The following is a 16043-nucleotide window of genomic DNA, read 5'->3' on the forward strand; positions in this document are numbered from 1 at the left end:
GCTCACATGGTGCCTCGCTGTCACAGGGTGCCGTGGTGAACGCGGCGTCCCGCGCCCGGTGGGTTCTGGTCGCTACGCTCACTCATCAGCCTCGGAAGGAGACAGGTCCGGATGGTTAGCGCATGATCGAAGACGTGACCGAACTGCCGAACCCGAGCATTCCTGCTGCACTCCCTTCTCCATCGGCTATGCGCAGGGCTCTGCGACGAGCCCGTGACGGTGTCACGTTGAACGTGGATGAAGCCGCGGTGCTGCTGCATGCGACCGGTGACGACCTGAAAGACCTGAGCCACAGCGCAGCCAGAGTGCGTGACGCGGGCCTGGAGTCGGCGGGGCGGCCGAAGACCATCAGCTACTCCCGCAATGTCTTCATTCCGCTGACTCGGCTCTGTCGTGACAAATGCCACTACTGCACCTTCGTGACGGTGCCGGGCAAGTTGCGCGCCGAGGGCAAGGGCATGTTCCTGGAACCCGACGAGGTGCTCGACATCGCCCGCCGCGGCGCCGCACTCGGCTGCAAGGAAGCCCTGTTCACGCTCGGCGACCGTCCCGAGGATCGCTGGCCGGAGGCCGCGCAGTGGCTCGACGAGCGTGGCTACGACTCCACGCTGGATTACCTGCGCGCCGTGTCGATTCTGGTGCTCGAGGAGACCGGCCTGCTGCCGCACCTGAATCCGGGTGTGATGTCGTGGGAGGAGATCTCCCGGCTCAAGCCGGTCGCGCAGTCGATGGGCATGATGCTGGAGACCACCGCGACCCGGCTGTTCACCGAGAAGGGCGCCTGCCATTACGGCAGCCCGGACAAGGACCCGGCGGTCCGGTTGCGCGCGATCACCGATGCGGGCCGCCTTTCGGTTCCGTACACCACCGGCCTGCTGGTCGGCATCGGCGAGACGCTGACCGAGCGCGCCGAGTCGATCATGGCGATCCGTAAGCAGCACAAGGCTTTCGGGCACATCCAGGAAGTGATCATCCAGAACTTCCGGGCCAAGGACGACACCGCCATGCGCGACGTCCCCGACGCGGGCATCGAGGAGTTCCTGGCCACCATCGCGGTGACCAGGCTGCTGCTCGGCCCGGACGTGCCGGTGCAGGCGCCGCCGAACCTGGTGTCGCACGAGGACTGCCTCGCGCTCATCGATGCGGGCATCGATGACTGGGGTGGCGTGTCGCCGGTGACGGTGGACCACGTGAACCCGGAGCGGCCGTGGCCGAACCTGGACACGCTGCGGGAGATCACCGAGCAGGCCGGGTACCAGCTGGTCGAGCGGACCTCCGCGCATCCGAAGTATGTGCGCGCGGGCAGCCCGTGGATCGACCCGCGGATCGGCGTGCACGTGGCCGCGCTCAGCGATCCGGTCACCGGTCTGGCGAACCCGGACGCGATGCCGGTCGGCTTGCCCTGGCAGGAACCGGACCAGTCCTGGGAATCCGCCGGACGCGTCGACCTCAACACCGCCATCGACACCGAGGGCCGCAACACCGAGAGCCGCAGCGATTCCGCCATCGGCCAGGACGTGGTGGGCGCCTTCGGCGATTGGGACACCATCCGCGAGCAGGCCCGCGATCTCGCGGTCGTCGCGCCGGAACGGCTCGACTCCGAGGTGCTCGCCGCGCTGAAGGCCGCCGAGCGCGACCCGGCCGCACTGTCCGACGCCGAATACCTGGCGTTGGCCACGGCCGACGGTGCGAACCTGGAGGCAGTGGCCGCGCTGGCCGATCAGCTGCGTCGCGACACCGTCGGTGACGACGTCACCTACGTGGTGAACCGGAACATCAACTTCACCAACATCTGCTACACCGGCTGCCGCTTCTGCGCGTTCGCGCAGCGCAAGGGCGACGCCGACGCGTTCACGCTGAGCATGGACGAGGTCGCGGATCGGGCTTGGGAGGCGCACGTCGACGGCGCCACCGAGGTCTGCATGCAGGGCGGTATCGATCCCGACCTGCCGGTCACCGGCTACGCCGACATCGTGCGTGCGGTGAAACAGCGGGTGCCGTCCATGCACGTCCACGCCTTCAGCCCGATGGAGATCGTCAACGGCGCTTCGCGCGGCGGGCAGAGCATTCGGGACTGGCTGGTCGCGCTGAAGGAAGCGGGCCTGGACACCATCCCGGGCACCGCCGCGGAGATCCTCGACGACGAGGTGCGCTGGGTGCTCACCAAGGGCAAGCTGCCGACCTCGGCGTGGATCGAGGTGATCACCACCGCGCATCAGATCGGCCTGCGTTCCAGCTCGACCATGATGTACGGCCACGTGGACAACCCGAAGCACTGGGTCGGGCACCTGCGCGTGCTGCGCGGAATCCAGGACGAGACAGGCGGTTTCACCGAATTCGTGCTGCTGCCGTTCGTGCATCAGAGCGCGCCGCTGTACCTGGCCGGCGCGGCCAGGCCCGGCCCGACGAACCGGGACAACCAGGCCGCGCACGCGCTGTCGCGGATCATGCTGCACGGCCGGATCGACAACATCCAGACCAGCTGGGTGAAGCTCGGCACCGTCGGCACCAGGGTGATGCTCAACAGCGGCGCCAACGACGTCGGCGGCACGCTGATGGAGGAGACCATCTCCCGGATGGCGGGCTCGCAGCACGGCTCGGCCAAGACCGTTGCGGAGCTGGTGGACATCGCCGCGGGCATCGGCCGGCCGGCCCGCGAACGGACCACCACGTACGGCGTTCCGCAGCACAAGGTTTCGGCGCTACCACTCACGGTCGGGTGACGGCGTAGGCTTCCGGCAACGGCCGAAGACGGAAGGCGGGTTCGGCGATAGGCAAGGCCCCGCACTGCGATCGAAGTCGGATCGCGGTCGCGATGCCGGAAACCCGGCGGACCGGCCGGGCTGTCGCCGAACGGAGGGAGCCGGACCCGCAATGTCGTGGGAACGGTGCCGAACAGCCTGATCCGGGCAGTGGTTTCGCACGCCGATAGTGGCGTGCGGAACATCTGAAGTTAGGCAAGGCTGACCCGGAGTAGCGTGGGGTGTCCGGATAGGGTTTCGCTGGGCGGACTATCCCCGCAAGGTGAGGACAGACTAGGAGAACGGCAGTGCCGTACATCATCGCTGAACCGTGCGTTGACGTGAAGGACAAGGCATGCATCGAGGAATGCCCCGTGGACTGCATCTACGAGGGTGGCCGCATGCTGTATATCCATCCCGACGAGTGCGTGGACTGTGGTGCATGTGAACCGGTGTGCCCGGTGGAGGCGATCTTCTACGAAGACGACACCCCGGACCAGTGGAGCGGGTACGTGAACGCCAACATCGACTTCTTCAACGAGCTGGGTTCGCCGGGCGGCGCCACCAAGGTCGGTCAGGTCGACTACGACCCGCCGTTCATCAAGGAACTGCCGCCGATGGCGAGCGAGTAGCTCGGACGTGACGGCACGTGCTCGGGTCAGCAGCCTGCTCCCCGATTTTCCCTGGGACACCATCGCTTCGGTGAAGGCGAAGGCGGCGACGCATCCCGGTGGGATCGTCGACCTGTCGGTCGGCACCCCGGTGGACCCGGTCGATCCGCTCATCCGCGCGGCCCTGAGTGCGGCGTCCGCCGTGCCCGGTTACCCGGCGACGCACGGCACCCCCGAGCTCCGCGCGGCCGCGGTCGACGCGCTCAAGCGGCGCTACGGGATCACCGGGCTCGACCCGGCGGCGGTGCTGCCCGCGATCGGCACCAAGGAACTGATCGCCGGACTGCCCCGGCTGCTCGGCCTCGGCGCGGACGACCTGGTCGTCATCCCCGAGGTGGCCTACCCGACCTACGAGGTGGGTGCGCTGTTCGCCGGCGCGCAGATCGTGCGGGCCGACGGGCTCACCCAGCTCGGACCGCGGACGCCCGCGTTGATGTTCGTGAACTCCCCGTCGAATCCGACCGGGCGCGTGCTCGGCGTCGATCACCTGCGCAAGGTCGTCGAATTCGCCCGCGAACGTGACGTGATCATCGCTTCCGACGAGTGCTACCTCGGCCTCACCTGGGAGGGGCGCGCCGTCTCCATCCTCGATCCCGAGGTCAGCGACGGCGACCACACGAACCTCCTTGCCGTGCACTCGCTTTCGAAGACCTCCAACCTGGCCAGCTACCGCGCTGGCTTCGTCGCGGGTGACCCGGCACTGGTCGCGGAACTGCTGGAAGTGCGCAAGCACGCCGGAATGATGGTGCCGTTCCCGATCCAGGCCGCGATGACCGCCGCGCTCAGCGACGACGCGCATGAGGCGCAGCAGCGTGAGCGGTACCGTGTTCGCCGCGAGGTACTGCGAAAAGCCTTGGTAGAAGCCGGTTTCCGGATCGACCACTCCGAAGCGGGTCTCTACCTTTGGTCGACTCGCGGCGAACCGTGCCGCACCACCCTCGACTGGCTCGCCCACCGTGGCATCCTCGCCGCCCCGGGAGATTTCTACGGTCCCACCGGCACCGAACATGTCCGCATCGCGCTGACCGCGACCGATGAACGCATCGCCGCCGCTGTCCAACGGTTGACCGCGTAGACCACCCGCTCGGCCGTCCGTCGCGCGGACGGACGGCCGACACGCACGGCGGGCAGAGGCACGGGGCGCGAGCCGGCGTTAGCCTGAGGTATGGACGCTGTCACGGTTGTTCCTACTCCCAGCAACGAGCCGGTGCACTCGTACGCACCGGGCAGTCGCGAGCGGGAACTGCTGGTCGCCAAGCTGGCCGAGATCGCCGCGGACAACGTCGAGGTGCCGCTGGTCATCGGCGGTAAACATCGGCCGGGGATCGGCGAGCGGCACAATATCGTCGCGCCGCATCGGCACCGTCAGGTGCTGGGGACCTATACCGATGCCACGCATTCCGAAGCGCAGGGCGCGATCGACGCGGCGCTGGCGGCCGCGCCGGGCTGGCGGGCGTTGCCGTTCGACGAGCGGGCCGCGGTGTTCTTGCGGGCCGCCGATCTGCTGGCCGGGCCGTGGCGGGAGACCATCGCGGCGGCGACCATGCTCGGGCAGTCGAAGTCGGCGCAGCAGGCGGAGATCGACGCGCCGTGCGAGTTGATCGACTTCTGGCGGTTCAATGTGGCGTTCGCGCGGCAGATCATGGCGCAGCAGCCGGAGTCGAGTGCGGGGGTGTGGAACCGGCTGGACTATCGGCCGCTGGAAGGGTTCGTCTACGCGATCACGCCGTTCAACTTCACCGCTATCGCCGGGAATCTGCCGACCGCACCTGCGCTGATGGGGAACACGGTGGTGTGGAAGCCGTCGCCGACGCAGACGCTCTCGGCGTTCTACACGATGCGATTGCTGGAGGCGGCGGGGCTGCCGCCGGGTGTGATCAATATGGTGACCGGCGACGGCATCGCCCTGTCGGAGGTGGCGCTGGCCGATCCGCAACTGGCCGGGATTCATTTCACCGGCTCCACCAAGACCTTTCAGTATCTGTGGCAGCAGGTCGGCGCGAATCTCGGCCGGTATCACGGTTATCCGCGGTTGGTCGGGGAGACGGGCGGTAAGGATTTCATCGTCGCCCACCCGTCGGCCGATCCGGATGCGTTGCGGACCGCGCTGATTCGTGGTGCCTACGAGTATCAGGGGCAGAAGTGTTCGGCCGCCTCGCGCGCTTATATCGCGCGTTCCGTGTGGCGCAAGATGGGCGACGAATTCCTGCACCGCACCGCAGAGCTGACCTACGGGGATGTGACCGATCTGTCCAATTTCGGTGGTGCGCTGATCGATCAGCGTGCCTTCGACAAGAACGCCGCCGCGATTCGGCGGGCCAGGGATGCCGGGCTGACCATTCCGGTCGGCGGCACCTACGACGACAGCGAGGGATTCTTCGTCCGCCCGACGGTGCTGCTGGCGGACGATCCGCACGACGAGTCGTTCGCCACCGAGTATTTCGGGCCGATCCTGTCGGTGCACGTCTATGACGACGCCGAACCCGGCTCGTACGCGGCCATTTTGGCGGAGGTCGACTCAGCGGCACCGTATGCGCTGACCGGGGCGGTGTTCGCGCAGGATCGCCAAGCGGTCGAACAGGCAGGCGCCGCACTGCGATTCGCGGCGGGCAACTTCTACATCAACGACAAGCCGACCGGAGCGGTGGTCGGCCAGCAGCCGTTCGGCGGCGCCCGCGCGTCCGGCACCGACGACAAGGCAGGCTCCCCGCTGAATCTGCTGCGCTGGGTATCCGCGCGCACGATCAAGGAAACCTTCGTTCCGCCAACCGATTACCGCTACCCGCACATGGGCGAGTGAACCGGTGAATCCACTGCGTCCCCTCATCCTCGCGGCGTCGGAGTCGCCACGGCTGAAACGCGCGCTCACCGGCATCCCGGTCACCGCCGACCTCGTGCGGCGGTTCGTGGCAGGGGAGACCAGGGCCGACCTCATCGAGGTGGCACAGACGCTGCTGAACAGCGGGCGGATGGTCAGCGTGGACTTCCTCGGGGAGAACACCACCGACCGGAGCCAGGCCGAGGCCACCGTGGCCGAATACCTTTCGCTGATCAACGAATTGGCCGCGCTGGACCGTCCCGCACTACCTGGCATCGACGCCCCGCCCGTCGAGGTATCGGTGAAGCTGTCCGCACTCGGCCAGGCTTTGCCGGTGGACGGGCCCGCGATCGCCACCGAGAACCTGCGCATTCTGTGCACCAAGGCAGCCCAGGCCGACGTGTGGGTGACCGTCGACGCCGAAGACCACACCACCACCGATGCCACGCTGGCCACGGTCCGCGAGCTGCGCGGTGAATTCCCGTGGCTAGGTGCGGTTCTGCAGGCATATCTGCATCGAACCGAAGCGGATTGCCGCGCGCTGTCGGGACCGGATTCGCGAATCCGGTTGTGCAAGGGCGCTTATCGCGAGCCGCATGAGGTCGCCTTCCAGCGAGCGTCCGAGGTGACCAATTCCTATCTGCGCTGCCTCGACGCGCTGATGCTCGGCGACGGCTACCCGATGGTGGCCTCGCACGACCCGGTGCCGATTGCCGATGCCGAGGATCTCGCGGCCGAAGGCGGCCGTGGCCCTGACCGATTCGAATACCAGATGCTGTACGGCATCCGTGATGCCGAGCAACTGCGGCTGGTCGCGGCGGGTAGGGCGGTCCGGGTCTACGTGCCCTACGGCAGTCAGTGGTACGGCTATCTCACCAGGCGGCTGGCGGAGCGGCCCGCCAATCTCGGGTTCTTTCTACGCGCTCTCGTCAGCAAGTCCTGAAAGTCCCTACACCAGTGGCTTTCCCAGTCGCAGCCGCCTGCGCAGATCGAACAGGTAGATGTTCAACGGAAACATCCGGGCCTGCTTCGGTAGTCGGGTGTGCACGACCGAGATGCCGCGCAGCATTCGGTCGAATCGGCGCTGGTCCCGGTCGGTCCAGGTCATCCGCATCTCGTCGCGCACGTGCTGCGGCAGCAGTCCCGCCACGATGAATCGCTGCAGCTTGGCGAAGGTGAATCGGATTGGCCGCGGCATCATTTCGAGGTCGATGATGCCGTCGAAGTACTCGCGCAGGGCGGGCTCGATCCGGTACTGCGCGAGGTTCTCCTCCCACCACGGAAAGAACTCCGTGCGATCGGCGGGCCACAGCTCCTGGCGCATCTGCAGTGTGGTGCCGAGCCGCGCGCTGTACTGGTAGAGCGCCTCGGCGGTCGCCGGATCCAGCGGGCCGTGCATGCGGGTGTAGAGGTCGTCGATGCCCCAGTAGATGGTGGCCGCCACCCATAGCTGCAGCTTCGGATCGAAGGCGTTGTATTTCACCGGGCTCTGCGGTCCGGAGTGGACCGGGCGGTGCGAGTGGTTGACCGCCGCGCGGTAGGCCGCGCGTTCCTCGTCGGAGCCCATCATGGCGACGGCGATGTAGGTCAGCGTGGTGCGCAGTCGCTTGACCGGATGCAGGGTGACCTTGCCGCTGTCCACGGTGCTCTCCAGCACGCCGCGGCCGACCGGGCGCAGGCTCAGCTGCATGATGACGTTGGCGGTGCCGCCCAGGAAGGCCGCGATGCCGTCCATGTACTGCTGGACGCTGTCCGGCGTGAGGGTTTGCTCGGCACGGTCCGGATCCGGCTCGGCGATGCGCAGCGGTGTGGTCATCGTTGACCTCGACTTTCTGTGTCCGGAGCGGCCCGGACAAGCGAACAGTGAGAAGGTTCTTAACTCACCTTCTCACTGTCTCGTCGATCATGTCAATGATGCGTTGCAATGCTTCTTGTGTCATCGTTTCGGCGATCCCGATAGGGTGGAAGGCATGGCGAGGCTCAGCAGACTGCTGCCGTTGGTGCGCGGCGCCGGTCCGGAAGACCGCAATCAGGCGCGCGTGCTCGATGCCGCGATGCTGGCGTTCCTCGACTTCGGCATCAAGCGCACCAGCATGGTCGAGGTCGCTCGGCGCTGCGGACTGTCGCTCGCCACCCTGTATCGGCGCTTCGCCAGCAAGTCCGATCTGATCGAGGCGGTCGGCTTGCGGCAGACCCGCGAGTTCGTCGAGCAGGTCGACGCGGCCTTGCAGCGGCAGGTGGATCGGAACGCGGGCGCGGAGGAACAGATCGTCGAACTGTTCGCCGCGTTCATCACCGGGCTCCGGGACAACCGGCTCGTCCATCGACTGCTCGCCACCGAGCCCGAACTGGTGCTGCCGTATCTCACCATCAAGGGCGCGCCGGTGCTCGAGCTCGGCCGGGACTACCTGGCCGAGTTCATCGCCCGGCTGCAGCAGGAGGGCAAGCTGCCCGCCTACGACCCGGAGCCGCTCGCGGAAATGATTGCGCGCACGGCGTTATCGCTGGCGCTGACGCCGCAGACCGTCATTCCACTGCATGACGAGGTGGCGATCCGGCAGTTCGCGCGCGATCACATCGTGGTGTCGTTCCGGGTGCCCTGACGGGTCTCAGTGGCCGGTGGCGAGTTCGAGGGCGGCCAGCGGGAGCGCCCCGAGGATGTCGAGGGTCTGCTCGGTCGCGGTGCCGTGCGTGTGCGCCGCGACCGCGAAACCGGGGCCGTAGGAGGCCGAGGCGACGTCGGGCTCGCCGAAATCCGACCAGCCCCACTTGGTGCCGAGGACGAACGGCAAACGCGCCGTGCCCCAATCCTGTTCGGTGCCGTCGGTGGCGTTCTCGCCCGCTTCGGCCATCCATTCGAGGATCGGGGAGTTGGGGTCGGTGCGCAGTTTGGCGTCCAGGAAGTCGGCCAGGTCCGCGGTGCTGGTGTAGGCCGCGCCCCAACTTCCCGCTGAGCGGGTGTCCGTCAGATGGTATTCCGCTGCAACGGATTTGAGTGCCTGTGGATATTTGTTCTCCATGGTGGTGGCCGCGCCGTCGTCGGAGTAGCGGATCATTCGTTCGGCGAGGTCGCGGTCCGCGCGAGAGCCGTCGCCGTGCCGTAGGGCGTAGTCGGCGAGGTAGAGCTTCGTCAGCGACAGGCTGGTGCGAGATTCGTGTTCGTTCGCGGTGCTCCAGTTCGCGCCGAAGGTGGAACGGATGGAAATCGCGGTGCGTGGTGGGACGACCGCCGGGTCGGGTGGTTCCGCATAGGCAGTAGGCGCGACGAGCGCGCAGTAGGTCGCCGCGGCGGCCGCCGCGGTCACAACAGTCCGATAGCCCATCGTTTCCTCCTGGCTCGGCCCCCTGTGTGCTCTTCGAGATAACACCGATCAGCAGTGAAAAGTCGCTCGCGACACGCGGTAGCTGATCAATTGCCCAGTCAGACGAGGGGGAGGCCGAGGCGGCGGCGCATGCGCAGGTCCAGCAGGTAGGCGTTCATCGGGAACATGCGCGCCTGGCGGGGGAGCCAGGTCTGCGTGGTGCCGAGGGTGCGCATGACGCGCCGCAGGGTGCGCTCGTCGCGCGCGGTCCAGGTGCAGCCCATCTGGTCCCGCAGATGTGGCGGGAGCAGGCCCGCGACGAAGAAGCGATGCGGGCGGCCGAAGACGAGTTGCACCGGCCGGGGCAGCATCTTCAGATCGATCAGGTCGTTGAAGTAGTCGCGGATCGGCGGATCGATCGTGGTGCCGGCCAGATTGGCGTCCCAGTACGCGGCGAAGGCCTGCCGATCGGCGGGCCACATGTCTTGGCGCACTTGCAAAGTGGTGCCGAGACGGGCGCTGTGGCGGTAGAAGGCATCGGCGGTCGGCTCGTCCATCGGGCCGTGCATGCGTTCGTACAGATCCTTCGCGCCCCAGTAAAGGCAAGCGGCAACCCATAATTGGAGACTCGGGTCGAAGGCGTTGTAGCGGACCGGACTCGACGCGGTCGAATGCACCGGGCGATGCGAACGATTGACCGCCGCGCGGTAGTCGGCGCGTTCGTCCTCGGTGCCGAGCATGGCGACGGCCAGGTAGGTGATCGTGGTGCGCAACCGTTTGACCGGGTGCAGCATGACCTTTCCGCTGTCGACGGTGCTCTCCACCACGCCGTAACCGACCGGCCGGGTGCTGAGCTGCATGATGACGTTCGCGCCGCCGCCGAGCAGGCCGGCGATGCCGTCGATGAACTGGGTGATGTCGAGCTCGTCCGGCGGTTCGGTCTCGTGCGTCGTTGCGCGAAGTGGCCTGGTCATCGTCGACCCCTGTCTCATTGAGAAGGCTATGCACTAACTGTCTCACCGCCTCATCACGTGTGTCAACGGTCACATCGACGGTTCATTCACCTGTGACCGGCCGAGGTGTTGCGGGGTGGGCGAAGTAGTTTGGGCGCATGTCGTTCGGTCCGCCGTTGCTGCTCAGTTCCCTGAACCCGCTCGCCGTCGCAGGCGGGGCGGATATTCCGGATGCCGTCACCATCGACGGGGTGACGCTCTCGCGCAGTGATCTGCTCGGTGCCGCGACCTCCGTCGCCGAGCGGGTGGCCAGGGCCGATCGGGTTGCGGTGCTGGCCAAGCCGACGGTGAGTACGGTGCTCGCGGTGGTCGGTTGTCTGATCGCCGGGGTGACAGTTGTTCCGGTGCCGCCGGATTCGGGAACCGCTGAGCTCGCGCACATCCTGGCCGATTCCGGGGCGCAGGCTTGGCTCGGCGAAGCGCCCGAGGGCAGCGAGCTGCCGGTGGTGCCGGTCCGGGTGCACGCCAGGTCATGGCATACCTATCCCGAACCCGACGCTGCGGCAACCGCTTTCGTGCTCTACACGTCCGGGACGACCGGTTTGCCGAAAGGTGTTGTACTCAGCCGCGGTGCGATCGCGGCTGGACTGGACGCGCTCGCCGACGCGTGGGCCTGGACCGCGAACGACGTTCTGGTGCACGGGCTTCCGCTGTTCCACGTGCACGGTTTGATCCTCGGTGTGCTCGGTCCGCTGCGGGTGGGCAGTCCGCTGGTGCACACCGGCAAGCCGACCCCGCAGGCGTACGCCGCCGCGCACGGCACGCTGTATTTCGGGGTGCCCACCGTGTGGTCGCGGGTTGTCGAAGATCCAGATGCCGCAAAGCAATTGGCTGATGCGCGGCTGCTCGTGTCCGGGAGCGCGCCTCTGCCCGTTCCGGTGTTCGAGCGGTTGCGTGAACTCACCGGCCACGCGCCGATCGAACGCTACGGCATGAGCGAAACCATGATCACCCTGTCCACCCGCGCCGACGGTGAGCGCCGCCCCGGCTGGGTCGGGACGCCGGTGCGCGGCGTACAGACCAGGCTGCGCGACGAATCCGGCGCCGACGTCGCGCACGACGGCGAAAGCATCGGCGGCCTCCAGGTTTCCGGCCCGATGCTCTTCGACGGCTACCTCAACCGCCCCGACGCCACCGCCGAAAGCTGGACCGAAGACGGCTGGTTCAAAACCGGCGACGTCGCCGCCATCGACCCCGACGGCTTCCACCGCATCGTCGGCCGCGAATCGGTAGACCTCATCAAGTCCGGCGGCTACCGCATAGGCGCAGGCGAAGTGGAAACCGCCCTCCTCGGCCACCCCGCCGTCGCCGAGGCCGCCGTAGTCGGCCTCCCCGACCCCGACCTAGGCCAACGCATCGTCGCCTTCGTCGTATTACGCAGCCCCGCCCCGACTTCCATCGAACAAGACCTGATCACCCATGTGGCCGAACAACTCTCGACCCACAAACGCCCCCGCGAGATCCGCATAGTCGACTCCCTTCCCCGCAACGCCATGGGCAAGGTCCAAAAGAAACGCCTCACCTAAAGCTCCGCCCGCCGCGCACGAACCGGCCCGCCGCGCACGAACCGGCCCGCCGCGCACGAACCGGCCCGCCGCGCAGGAATCGGCTAGCGATTTCGTGCGCAGCGCCCCGAAACGCGCGCAGCGAGTCAGTGTGTGCGCGACCTCGGTGCCGTACCGGCGCACGCCTGCCGCGCGTGATTTCGCTTGCCGCGCGTGAATCGGCCCGCCGCGCAGGAATCGGCTAGCGATTTCGTGCGCAGCGCCCCGAAACGTGCGCGTCAGGCCAACGTGCGCGCGGCTCTGGAGCCGCTGTGGCGTGCCTCTCGGATCCCGGGTCAGTCGTTGGCGTGCAGGGCGGCGTTGAGTTCGATGCCGGTTCCCTTGCGGGGCACCACTTCTACCGCGCCGGTGACGGAGTTGCGGCGGAAGAGGAGGTTGTTCTGGCCGCTGAATTCGGCGGCCTTGACGACGGTGCCGTCGGGGGTGGTGACCTTGGTGCCTGCGGTCAGGTAGAGGCCGGCTTCTACGACGCAGTCGTCGCCGAGGGGGATGCCGACGCCGGCGTTGGCGCCGAGCAGCGAGCGCTCGCCGATGGAGATGACGGTGGTGCCGCCGCCGGAGAGGGTGCCCATGATGGAGGCGCCGCCGCCGACGTCGGAGCCGTCGCCGACCACGACACCGGCCGAGATGCGGCCCTCGACCATGGAGTTGCCGAGGGTGCCCGCGTTGAAGTTGACGAAGCCCTCGTGCATGACGGTGGTGCCGGAAGCGAGATGTGCGCCGAGGCGGACCCGGTCGGCGTCGCCGATGCGCACACCGGACGGGATGACGTAGTCGACCATGCGCGGGAACTTGTCGATGCTGTACACGGTCACCGGGCCGCGGGCGCGCAGCTTGGCGCGGGTGGTCTCGAAGCCCTCCACCGCCGCCGGGCCGTGATTGGTCCACACCACATTGCTGAGCAGCCCGAACTGACCGTCCAGGTTCACCCCGTGCGGCCGGACCAGCCGATGCGAGAGCAGATGCAGCCGCAGGTAGACGTCGTGCGCGTCGACCGGTGCCGCCGACAGATCCGCGATCGTCGTGCGCACCGCGACCACATCGACACCGCGCGCCTCGTCGAACCCGAGCAGCGCCGCGTACTCCGCAGGGGCGTCATCCAGGCGCTTAGTTCCGGTCTCGGCGAACTCGCCGAGCTCCGGACTCGGGTACCAGGTGTCCAAGACGGTCCCGTCCGCGGTCACATTGGCGATACCGATTGCTGCTGCTCCCTGAATGCTCACGTCAACAGAGATTACCGACCTGTCGCCACCAGTGGTGAGCCCGCTCCACCGATGTGCCCCACCACACGGCGGTCGTAGGGTGGGGGTGTGACCCTCGACCTGCGTGCTGATCCGATCACCCTGACCGCTGCTCTTGTCGATATTCCGAGTGTTTCGCGGGACGAGGTGGCGATCACCGATCTCGTCGAGCGGGCGTTGCGGGAGCAGACGAGTGGGTTCGAGGTGGTGCGGCACGGGAATGTGGTGCTGGCGCGGACGAATCGGGGACTGCCGAGCCGAGTGGTGCTGGCCGGACACTTGGATACCGTGCCGATCGCCGGCAACGTGCCCGGGCATTTCACCGAGAACGCGGCGGGGGAGCGGGTGTTCTACGGCTGCGGGTCGGTCGACATGAAGTCCGGCGATGCGGTGTTCCTGCATTTGGCCGCGACGGTGGCCGAACCCGTGCACGACCTGACGTTGATCTTCTATGACTGCGAGGAGATCGCGTCGGAGTTCAACGGGCTCGGCACGATCGAACGCGAGCTGCCGGAGTGGCTCGCGGGTGATCTGGCGGTGCTGGGCGAACCGTCCGGCGGCTGGATCGAAGCGGGTTGCCAAGGGACGCTGCGGGTTCGGCTGTCCACCGCCGGAACGCGCGCGCACTCGGCGCGAGCCTGGTTGGGCGACAACGCGATTCACCGCTTGGCCCCGATCCTGCAGCGGCTGGCCGACTATCGGGCCCGCGAGGTCGATATCGACGGCTGCGTCTATCACGAGGGACTGTCCGCGGTGCGCACCGCCGGCGGGGTGGCGGGCAATGTCGTGCCCGATGCCGCCGAGGTGGAGGTGAACTTCCGCTTCGCCCCGGATCGCACGGTCGACCAGGCCGTCGAGCATGTCCGCGAGGTGTTCGCGGGCCTCGAGCTGACCTTCGAGGTGACCGACTCCGCACCCGGCGCGCTGCCCGGCCTGACCGCCCCGGCCGCCAAGGACCTGATCGCCTCGGTGAACAGCCACGGTGGCGGCGGCGTGCGCGCCAAGTACGGCTGGACCGACGTCGCCCGCTTCGCCGCCCGCGGCATCCCCGCCGTCAACTTCGGCCCCGGCGACCCCAACCTCGCCCACAAGCGCGACGAACACGTCCCCGTCGACCAGATCACCGCCGTCACCGCCATGCTGCGCAACTACTTGACCGGCGCGGTGGGCTGAGACCCGTCTATCTGTTCGATCACAGGCAGCGCTGAATCACGGGTTTGCTGGGGTGCAGGTTGCGGGGCTGTCTCGGGGCCGGGTCGGGCTACTGAACGTCGGACGACTTCTCGCCTCCAGGCAGTTGCGGTGCGCAGTCCCCGGTAGCGTGGGCGGTATGTCCACCGACGCCGCTGACCGCGAGGTTGCCAATACGCAGAAGTCGACAGCCAAGTTTCGCGGACCGATCATGCTCCGCCGGGACCGCAAGGATGGGACCGGCACGGCCGACCGGAATTTGCTGGACAGGCGCGGCGACACCGATTGGGTACACACCGACCCGTGGCGGGTGCTGCGCATCCAAGCCGAGTTCGTCGAGGGTTTCGGCGCGCTCGCCGAGGTGCCGCGCGCGGTCACCGTGTTCGGTTCGGCGCGCACCGGCCCGGATCATCCGGAGTACCAGGCCGGCCGGGCGATCGGCACGGCGCTGGCCAAGGCCGGTTTCGCGGTGATCACCGGCGGCGGCCCCGGCGCGATGGAGGCCGCCAACCGTGGCGCGTGCGAGGCGGGCGGTTATTCGATCGGCCTCGGCATCGAGTTGCCGTTCGAGCAGAGCCTCAACGACTGGGTCGATCTCGGCATCAACTTCCGCTACTTCTTCGTCCGCAAGACGATGTTCGTGAAGTACTCGGAGGCGTTCATCTGCCTGCCCGGCGGCTTCGGCACCCTGGACGAGCTGTTCGAGGCGCTCACCCTGGTGCAGACCCGCAAGATCACCCGGTTCCCGATCATCCTGTTCGGCAGCAGATATTGGTCCGGCCTGGTCGATTGGCTGCGCGATTCGCTCGGCGGCTCCGGCAAGATCTCGCCCGGTGACCTCGGCCTGATCCACGTCACCGACAGCGTGGAAGAGGTCGTGCAGATCATCCTGGCCAGCGCGGAGGGCAACGGCGCGGAGGACGCGCTCGGTACGGAGGACCAGTGGTGAGCGAGCAGCCGTATTCCATTTGTGTCTACTGTTCCGCGAGCACCGCCGATCCCACCTACCTCGCGCTGGCCGCCCAGGTCGGCACCGAGATCGCCCGGCGCGGTTGGCAATTGGTGTCCGGCGGCGGCAACGTCTCGATGATGGGCGAGGTGGCGATCGCGGCTCGGGCCGGCGGCGCCAACACCGTCGGGGTGATCCCGAAGCACCTGGTGCACCGCGAGGTCGCCGATGTCGATGCCGACGAGCTGGTCGTCACCGACACCATGCGGCAGCGCAAACAGATCATGGAGGACCGCGCCGACGCCTTCCTCACCCTGCCGGGCGGCATCGGCACCCTGGAGGAGTTCTTCGAAACCTGGACCGGAGGCTATCTGGGACAGCACAATAAGCCGGTGGTGTTGTTGGACCCGAATGGCTTCTATCGAGGCCTTTTCCAGTGGCTCGACGAACTCTACGACCGTAAGTTCGTGCCCCAGCCCGCCATGGACCGCATTACCGTGGTCACTGATCTTTCGTCCGCCTTCACGGCATTGGAGGCGTGAGCAACACTTC

Annotated in this window: 14 protein-coding genes; 10 read left to right on the forward strand and 4 right to left on the reverse strand. The window is 67.5% G+C overall.

The window, feature by feature from the left end; genetic code table 11:
• Positions 1 to 122: 122 nt before the first annotated feature.
• The 5 genes from ACFWF1_RS20340 (at position 123) to ACFWF1_RS20360 (ending at position 7173) form a co-directional block, all read left to right on the forward strand.
• The gene (locus ACFWF1_RS20340; protein WP_379280775.1) at positions 123 to 2723 is read left to right on the forward strand and encodes a bifunctional FO biosynthesis protein CofGH; all 2601 of its coding nucleotides are present in this window, start codon (positions 123 to 125) and stop codon (positions 2721 to 2723) included.
• A gap of 326 nt (positions 2724 to 3049) precedes the next feature.
• Positions 3050 to 3373, forward strand: a complete 324-nt coding sequence (gene fdxA / locus ACFWF1_RS20345) for a ferredoxin (protein ID WP_357381081.1) — start codon at positions 3050 to 3052, stop codon at positions 3371 to 3373.
• A 7-nt stretch (positions 3374 to 3380) separates the two neighbouring features.
• Positions 3381 to 4487 (forward strand): succinyldiaminopimelate transaminase, encoded by a 1107-nt coding sequence (gene dapC, locus ACFWF1_RS20350; protein WP_379280774.1) that lies wholly within the window; start codon positions 3381 to 3383, stop codon positions 4485 to 4487.
• Positions 4488 to 4577: 90 nt separating this feature from the next.
• Positions 4578 to 6212 carry an L-glutamate gamma-semialdehyde dehydrogenase gene (gene pruA / locus ACFWF1_RS20355; protein WP_379280773.1) on the forward strand — a complete coding sequence of 545 codons (1635 nt, stop codon included), beginning with the start codon at positions 4578 to 4580 and terminating at the stop codon, positions 6210 to 6212.
• Positions 6213 to 6216: 4 nt separating this feature from the next.
• Entirely contained in the window at positions 6217 to 7173 is a 957-nt protein-coding gene (locus tag ACFWF1_RS20360) for a proline dehydrogenase family protein (protein WP_379280772.1), read from the forward strand.
• A 6-nt stretch (positions 7174 to 7179) separates the two neighbouring features.
• Here the strand turns inward: ACFWF1_RS20360 and ACFWF1_RS20365 are convergent, their stop codons facing one another.
• Entirely contained in the window at positions 7180 to 8046 is an 867-nt protein-coding gene (locus ACFWF1_RS20365) for an oxygenase MpaB family protein (RefSeq protein ID WP_379280771.1), read from the reverse strand.
• Positions 8047 to 8200: 154 nt separating this feature from the next.
• On the opposite strand from ACFWF1_RS20365, the gene ACFWF1_RS20370 reads away from it, so the two are divergent.
• Positions 8201 to 8833, forward strand: a complete 633-nt coding sequence (locus ACFWF1_RS20370; protein ID WP_379280770.1) for a TetR/AcrR family transcriptional regulator — start codon at positions 8201 to 8203, stop codon at positions 8831 to 8833.
• 6 nt (positions 8834 to 8839) lie between these two features.
• Here ACFWF1_RS20370 and ACFWF1_RS20375 read toward each other — a convergent pair whose 3' ends face one another.
• Both ACFWF1_RS20375 and ACFWF1_RS20380 read right to left on the reverse strand, forming a co-directional pair.
• Positions 8840 to 9553, reverse strand: coding sequence for a hypothetical protein (locus tag ACFWF1_RS20375; protein WP_379280769.1), 714 nt, complete (start codon positions 9551 to 9553; stop codon positions 8840 to 8842).
• 98 nt (positions 9554 to 9651) lie between these two features.
• Entirely contained in the window at positions 9652 to 10506 is an 855-nt protein-coding gene (locus ACFWF1_RS20380) for an oxygenase MpaB family protein (protein ID WP_379280768.1), read from the reverse strand.
• A 137-nt stretch (positions 10507 to 10643) separates the two neighbouring features.
• Here ACFWF1_RS20380 and ACFWF1_RS20385 point away from each other — a divergent pair, with 137 nt between their 5' ends.
• The gene (locus ACFWF1_RS20385; RefSeq protein WP_379280767.1) at positions 10644 to 12071 is read left to right on the forward strand and encodes an acyl-CoA synthetase; all 1428 of its coding nucleotides are present in this window, start codon (positions 10644 to 10646) and stop codon (positions 12069 to 12071) included.
• Between the two features lie 314 nt (positions 12072 to 12385).
• Here the strand turns inward: ACFWF1_RS20385 and dapD are convergent, their stop codons facing one another.
• The gene (gene dapD / locus ACFWF1_RS20390) at positions 12386 to 13333 is read right to left on the reverse strand and encodes a 2,3,4,5-tetrahydropyridine-2,6-dicarboxylate N-succinyltransferase (RefSeq protein WP_379280766.1); all 948 of its coding nucleotides are present in this window, start codon (positions 13331 to 13333) and stop codon (positions 12386 to 12388) included.
• Between the two features lie 87 nt (positions 13334 to 13420).
• Between dapD and dapE the strand changes: the two genes are divergently transcribed.
• The 3 genes from dapE (at position 13421) to ACFWF1_RS20405 (ending at position 16033) form a co-directional block, all read left to right on the forward strand.
• Positions 13421 to 14524 carry a succinyl-diaminopimelate desuccinylase gene (dapE, locus tag ACFWF1_RS20395; protein WP_379280765.1) on the forward strand — a complete coding sequence of 368 codons (1104 nt, stop codon included), beginning with the start codon at positions 13421 to 13423 and terminating at the stop codon, positions 14522 to 14524.
• A gap of 157 nt (positions 14525 to 14681) precedes the next feature.
• A complete protein-coding gene (locus ACFWF1_RS20400; RefSeq protein WP_379280764.1) occupies positions 14682 to 15491 on the forward strand; it encodes a TIGR00730 family Rossman fold protein in 810 nt (269 codons plus the stop codon).
• On the forward strand, positions 15485 to 16033 hold the full coding sequence (locus ACFWF1_RS20405; RefSeq protein WP_379280763.1) for a TIGR00730 family Rossman fold protein: 549 nt from the start codon (positions 15485 to 15487) through the stop codon (positions 16031 to 16033). Before ACFWF1_RS20400 ends, ACFWF1_RS20405 begins: the two co-directional genes overlap by 7 nt.
• The last annotated feature ends 10 nt before the right edge of the window (positions 16034 to 16043 follow it).

Origin of the sequence: Nocardia sp. NPDC060255 (genome assembly GCF_042727395.1) — a bacterium.
In the GTDB taxonomy this organism is placed as follows: domain Bacteria; phylum Actinomycetota; class Actinomycetes; order Mycobacteriales; family Mycobacteriaceae; genus Nocardia.

Coding starts and splice junctions, on each gene's coding strand:
- ACFWF1_RS20340 (WP_379280775.1), top strand. CDS start 123: ATGATCGAAGACGTGACCGAACTGCCGAACCCGAGCATTCCTGCTGCA.
- pruA (WP_379280773.1), top strand. CDS start 4,578: ATGGACGCTGTCACGGTTGTTCCTACTCCCAGCAACGAGCCGGTGCAC.
- ACFWF1_RS20365 (WP_379280771.1), bottom strand. CDS start 8,046: ATGACCACACCGCTGCGCATCGCCGAGCCGGATCCGGACCGTGCCGAG.
- ACFWF1_RS20370 (WP_379280770.1), top strand. CDS start 8,201: ATGGCGAGGCTCAGCAGACTGCTGCCGTTGGTGCGCGGCGCCGGTCCG.
- ACFWF1_RS20375 (WP_379280769.1), bottom strand. CDS start 9,553: ATGGGCTATCGGACTGTTGTGACCGCGGCGGCCGCCGCGGCGACCTAC.
- ACFWF1_RS20380 (WP_379280768.1), bottom strand. CDS start 10,506: ATGACCAGGCCACTTCGCGCAACGACGCACGAGACCGAACCGCCGGAC.
- ACFWF1_RS20385 (WP_379280767.1), top strand. CDS start 10,644: ATGTCGTTCGGTCCGCCGTTGCTGCTCAGTTCCCTGAACCCGCTCGCC.
- ACFWF1_RS20400 (WP_379280764.1), top strand. CDS start 14,682: ATGTCCACCGACGCCGCTGACCGCGAGGTTGCCAATACGCAGAAGTCG.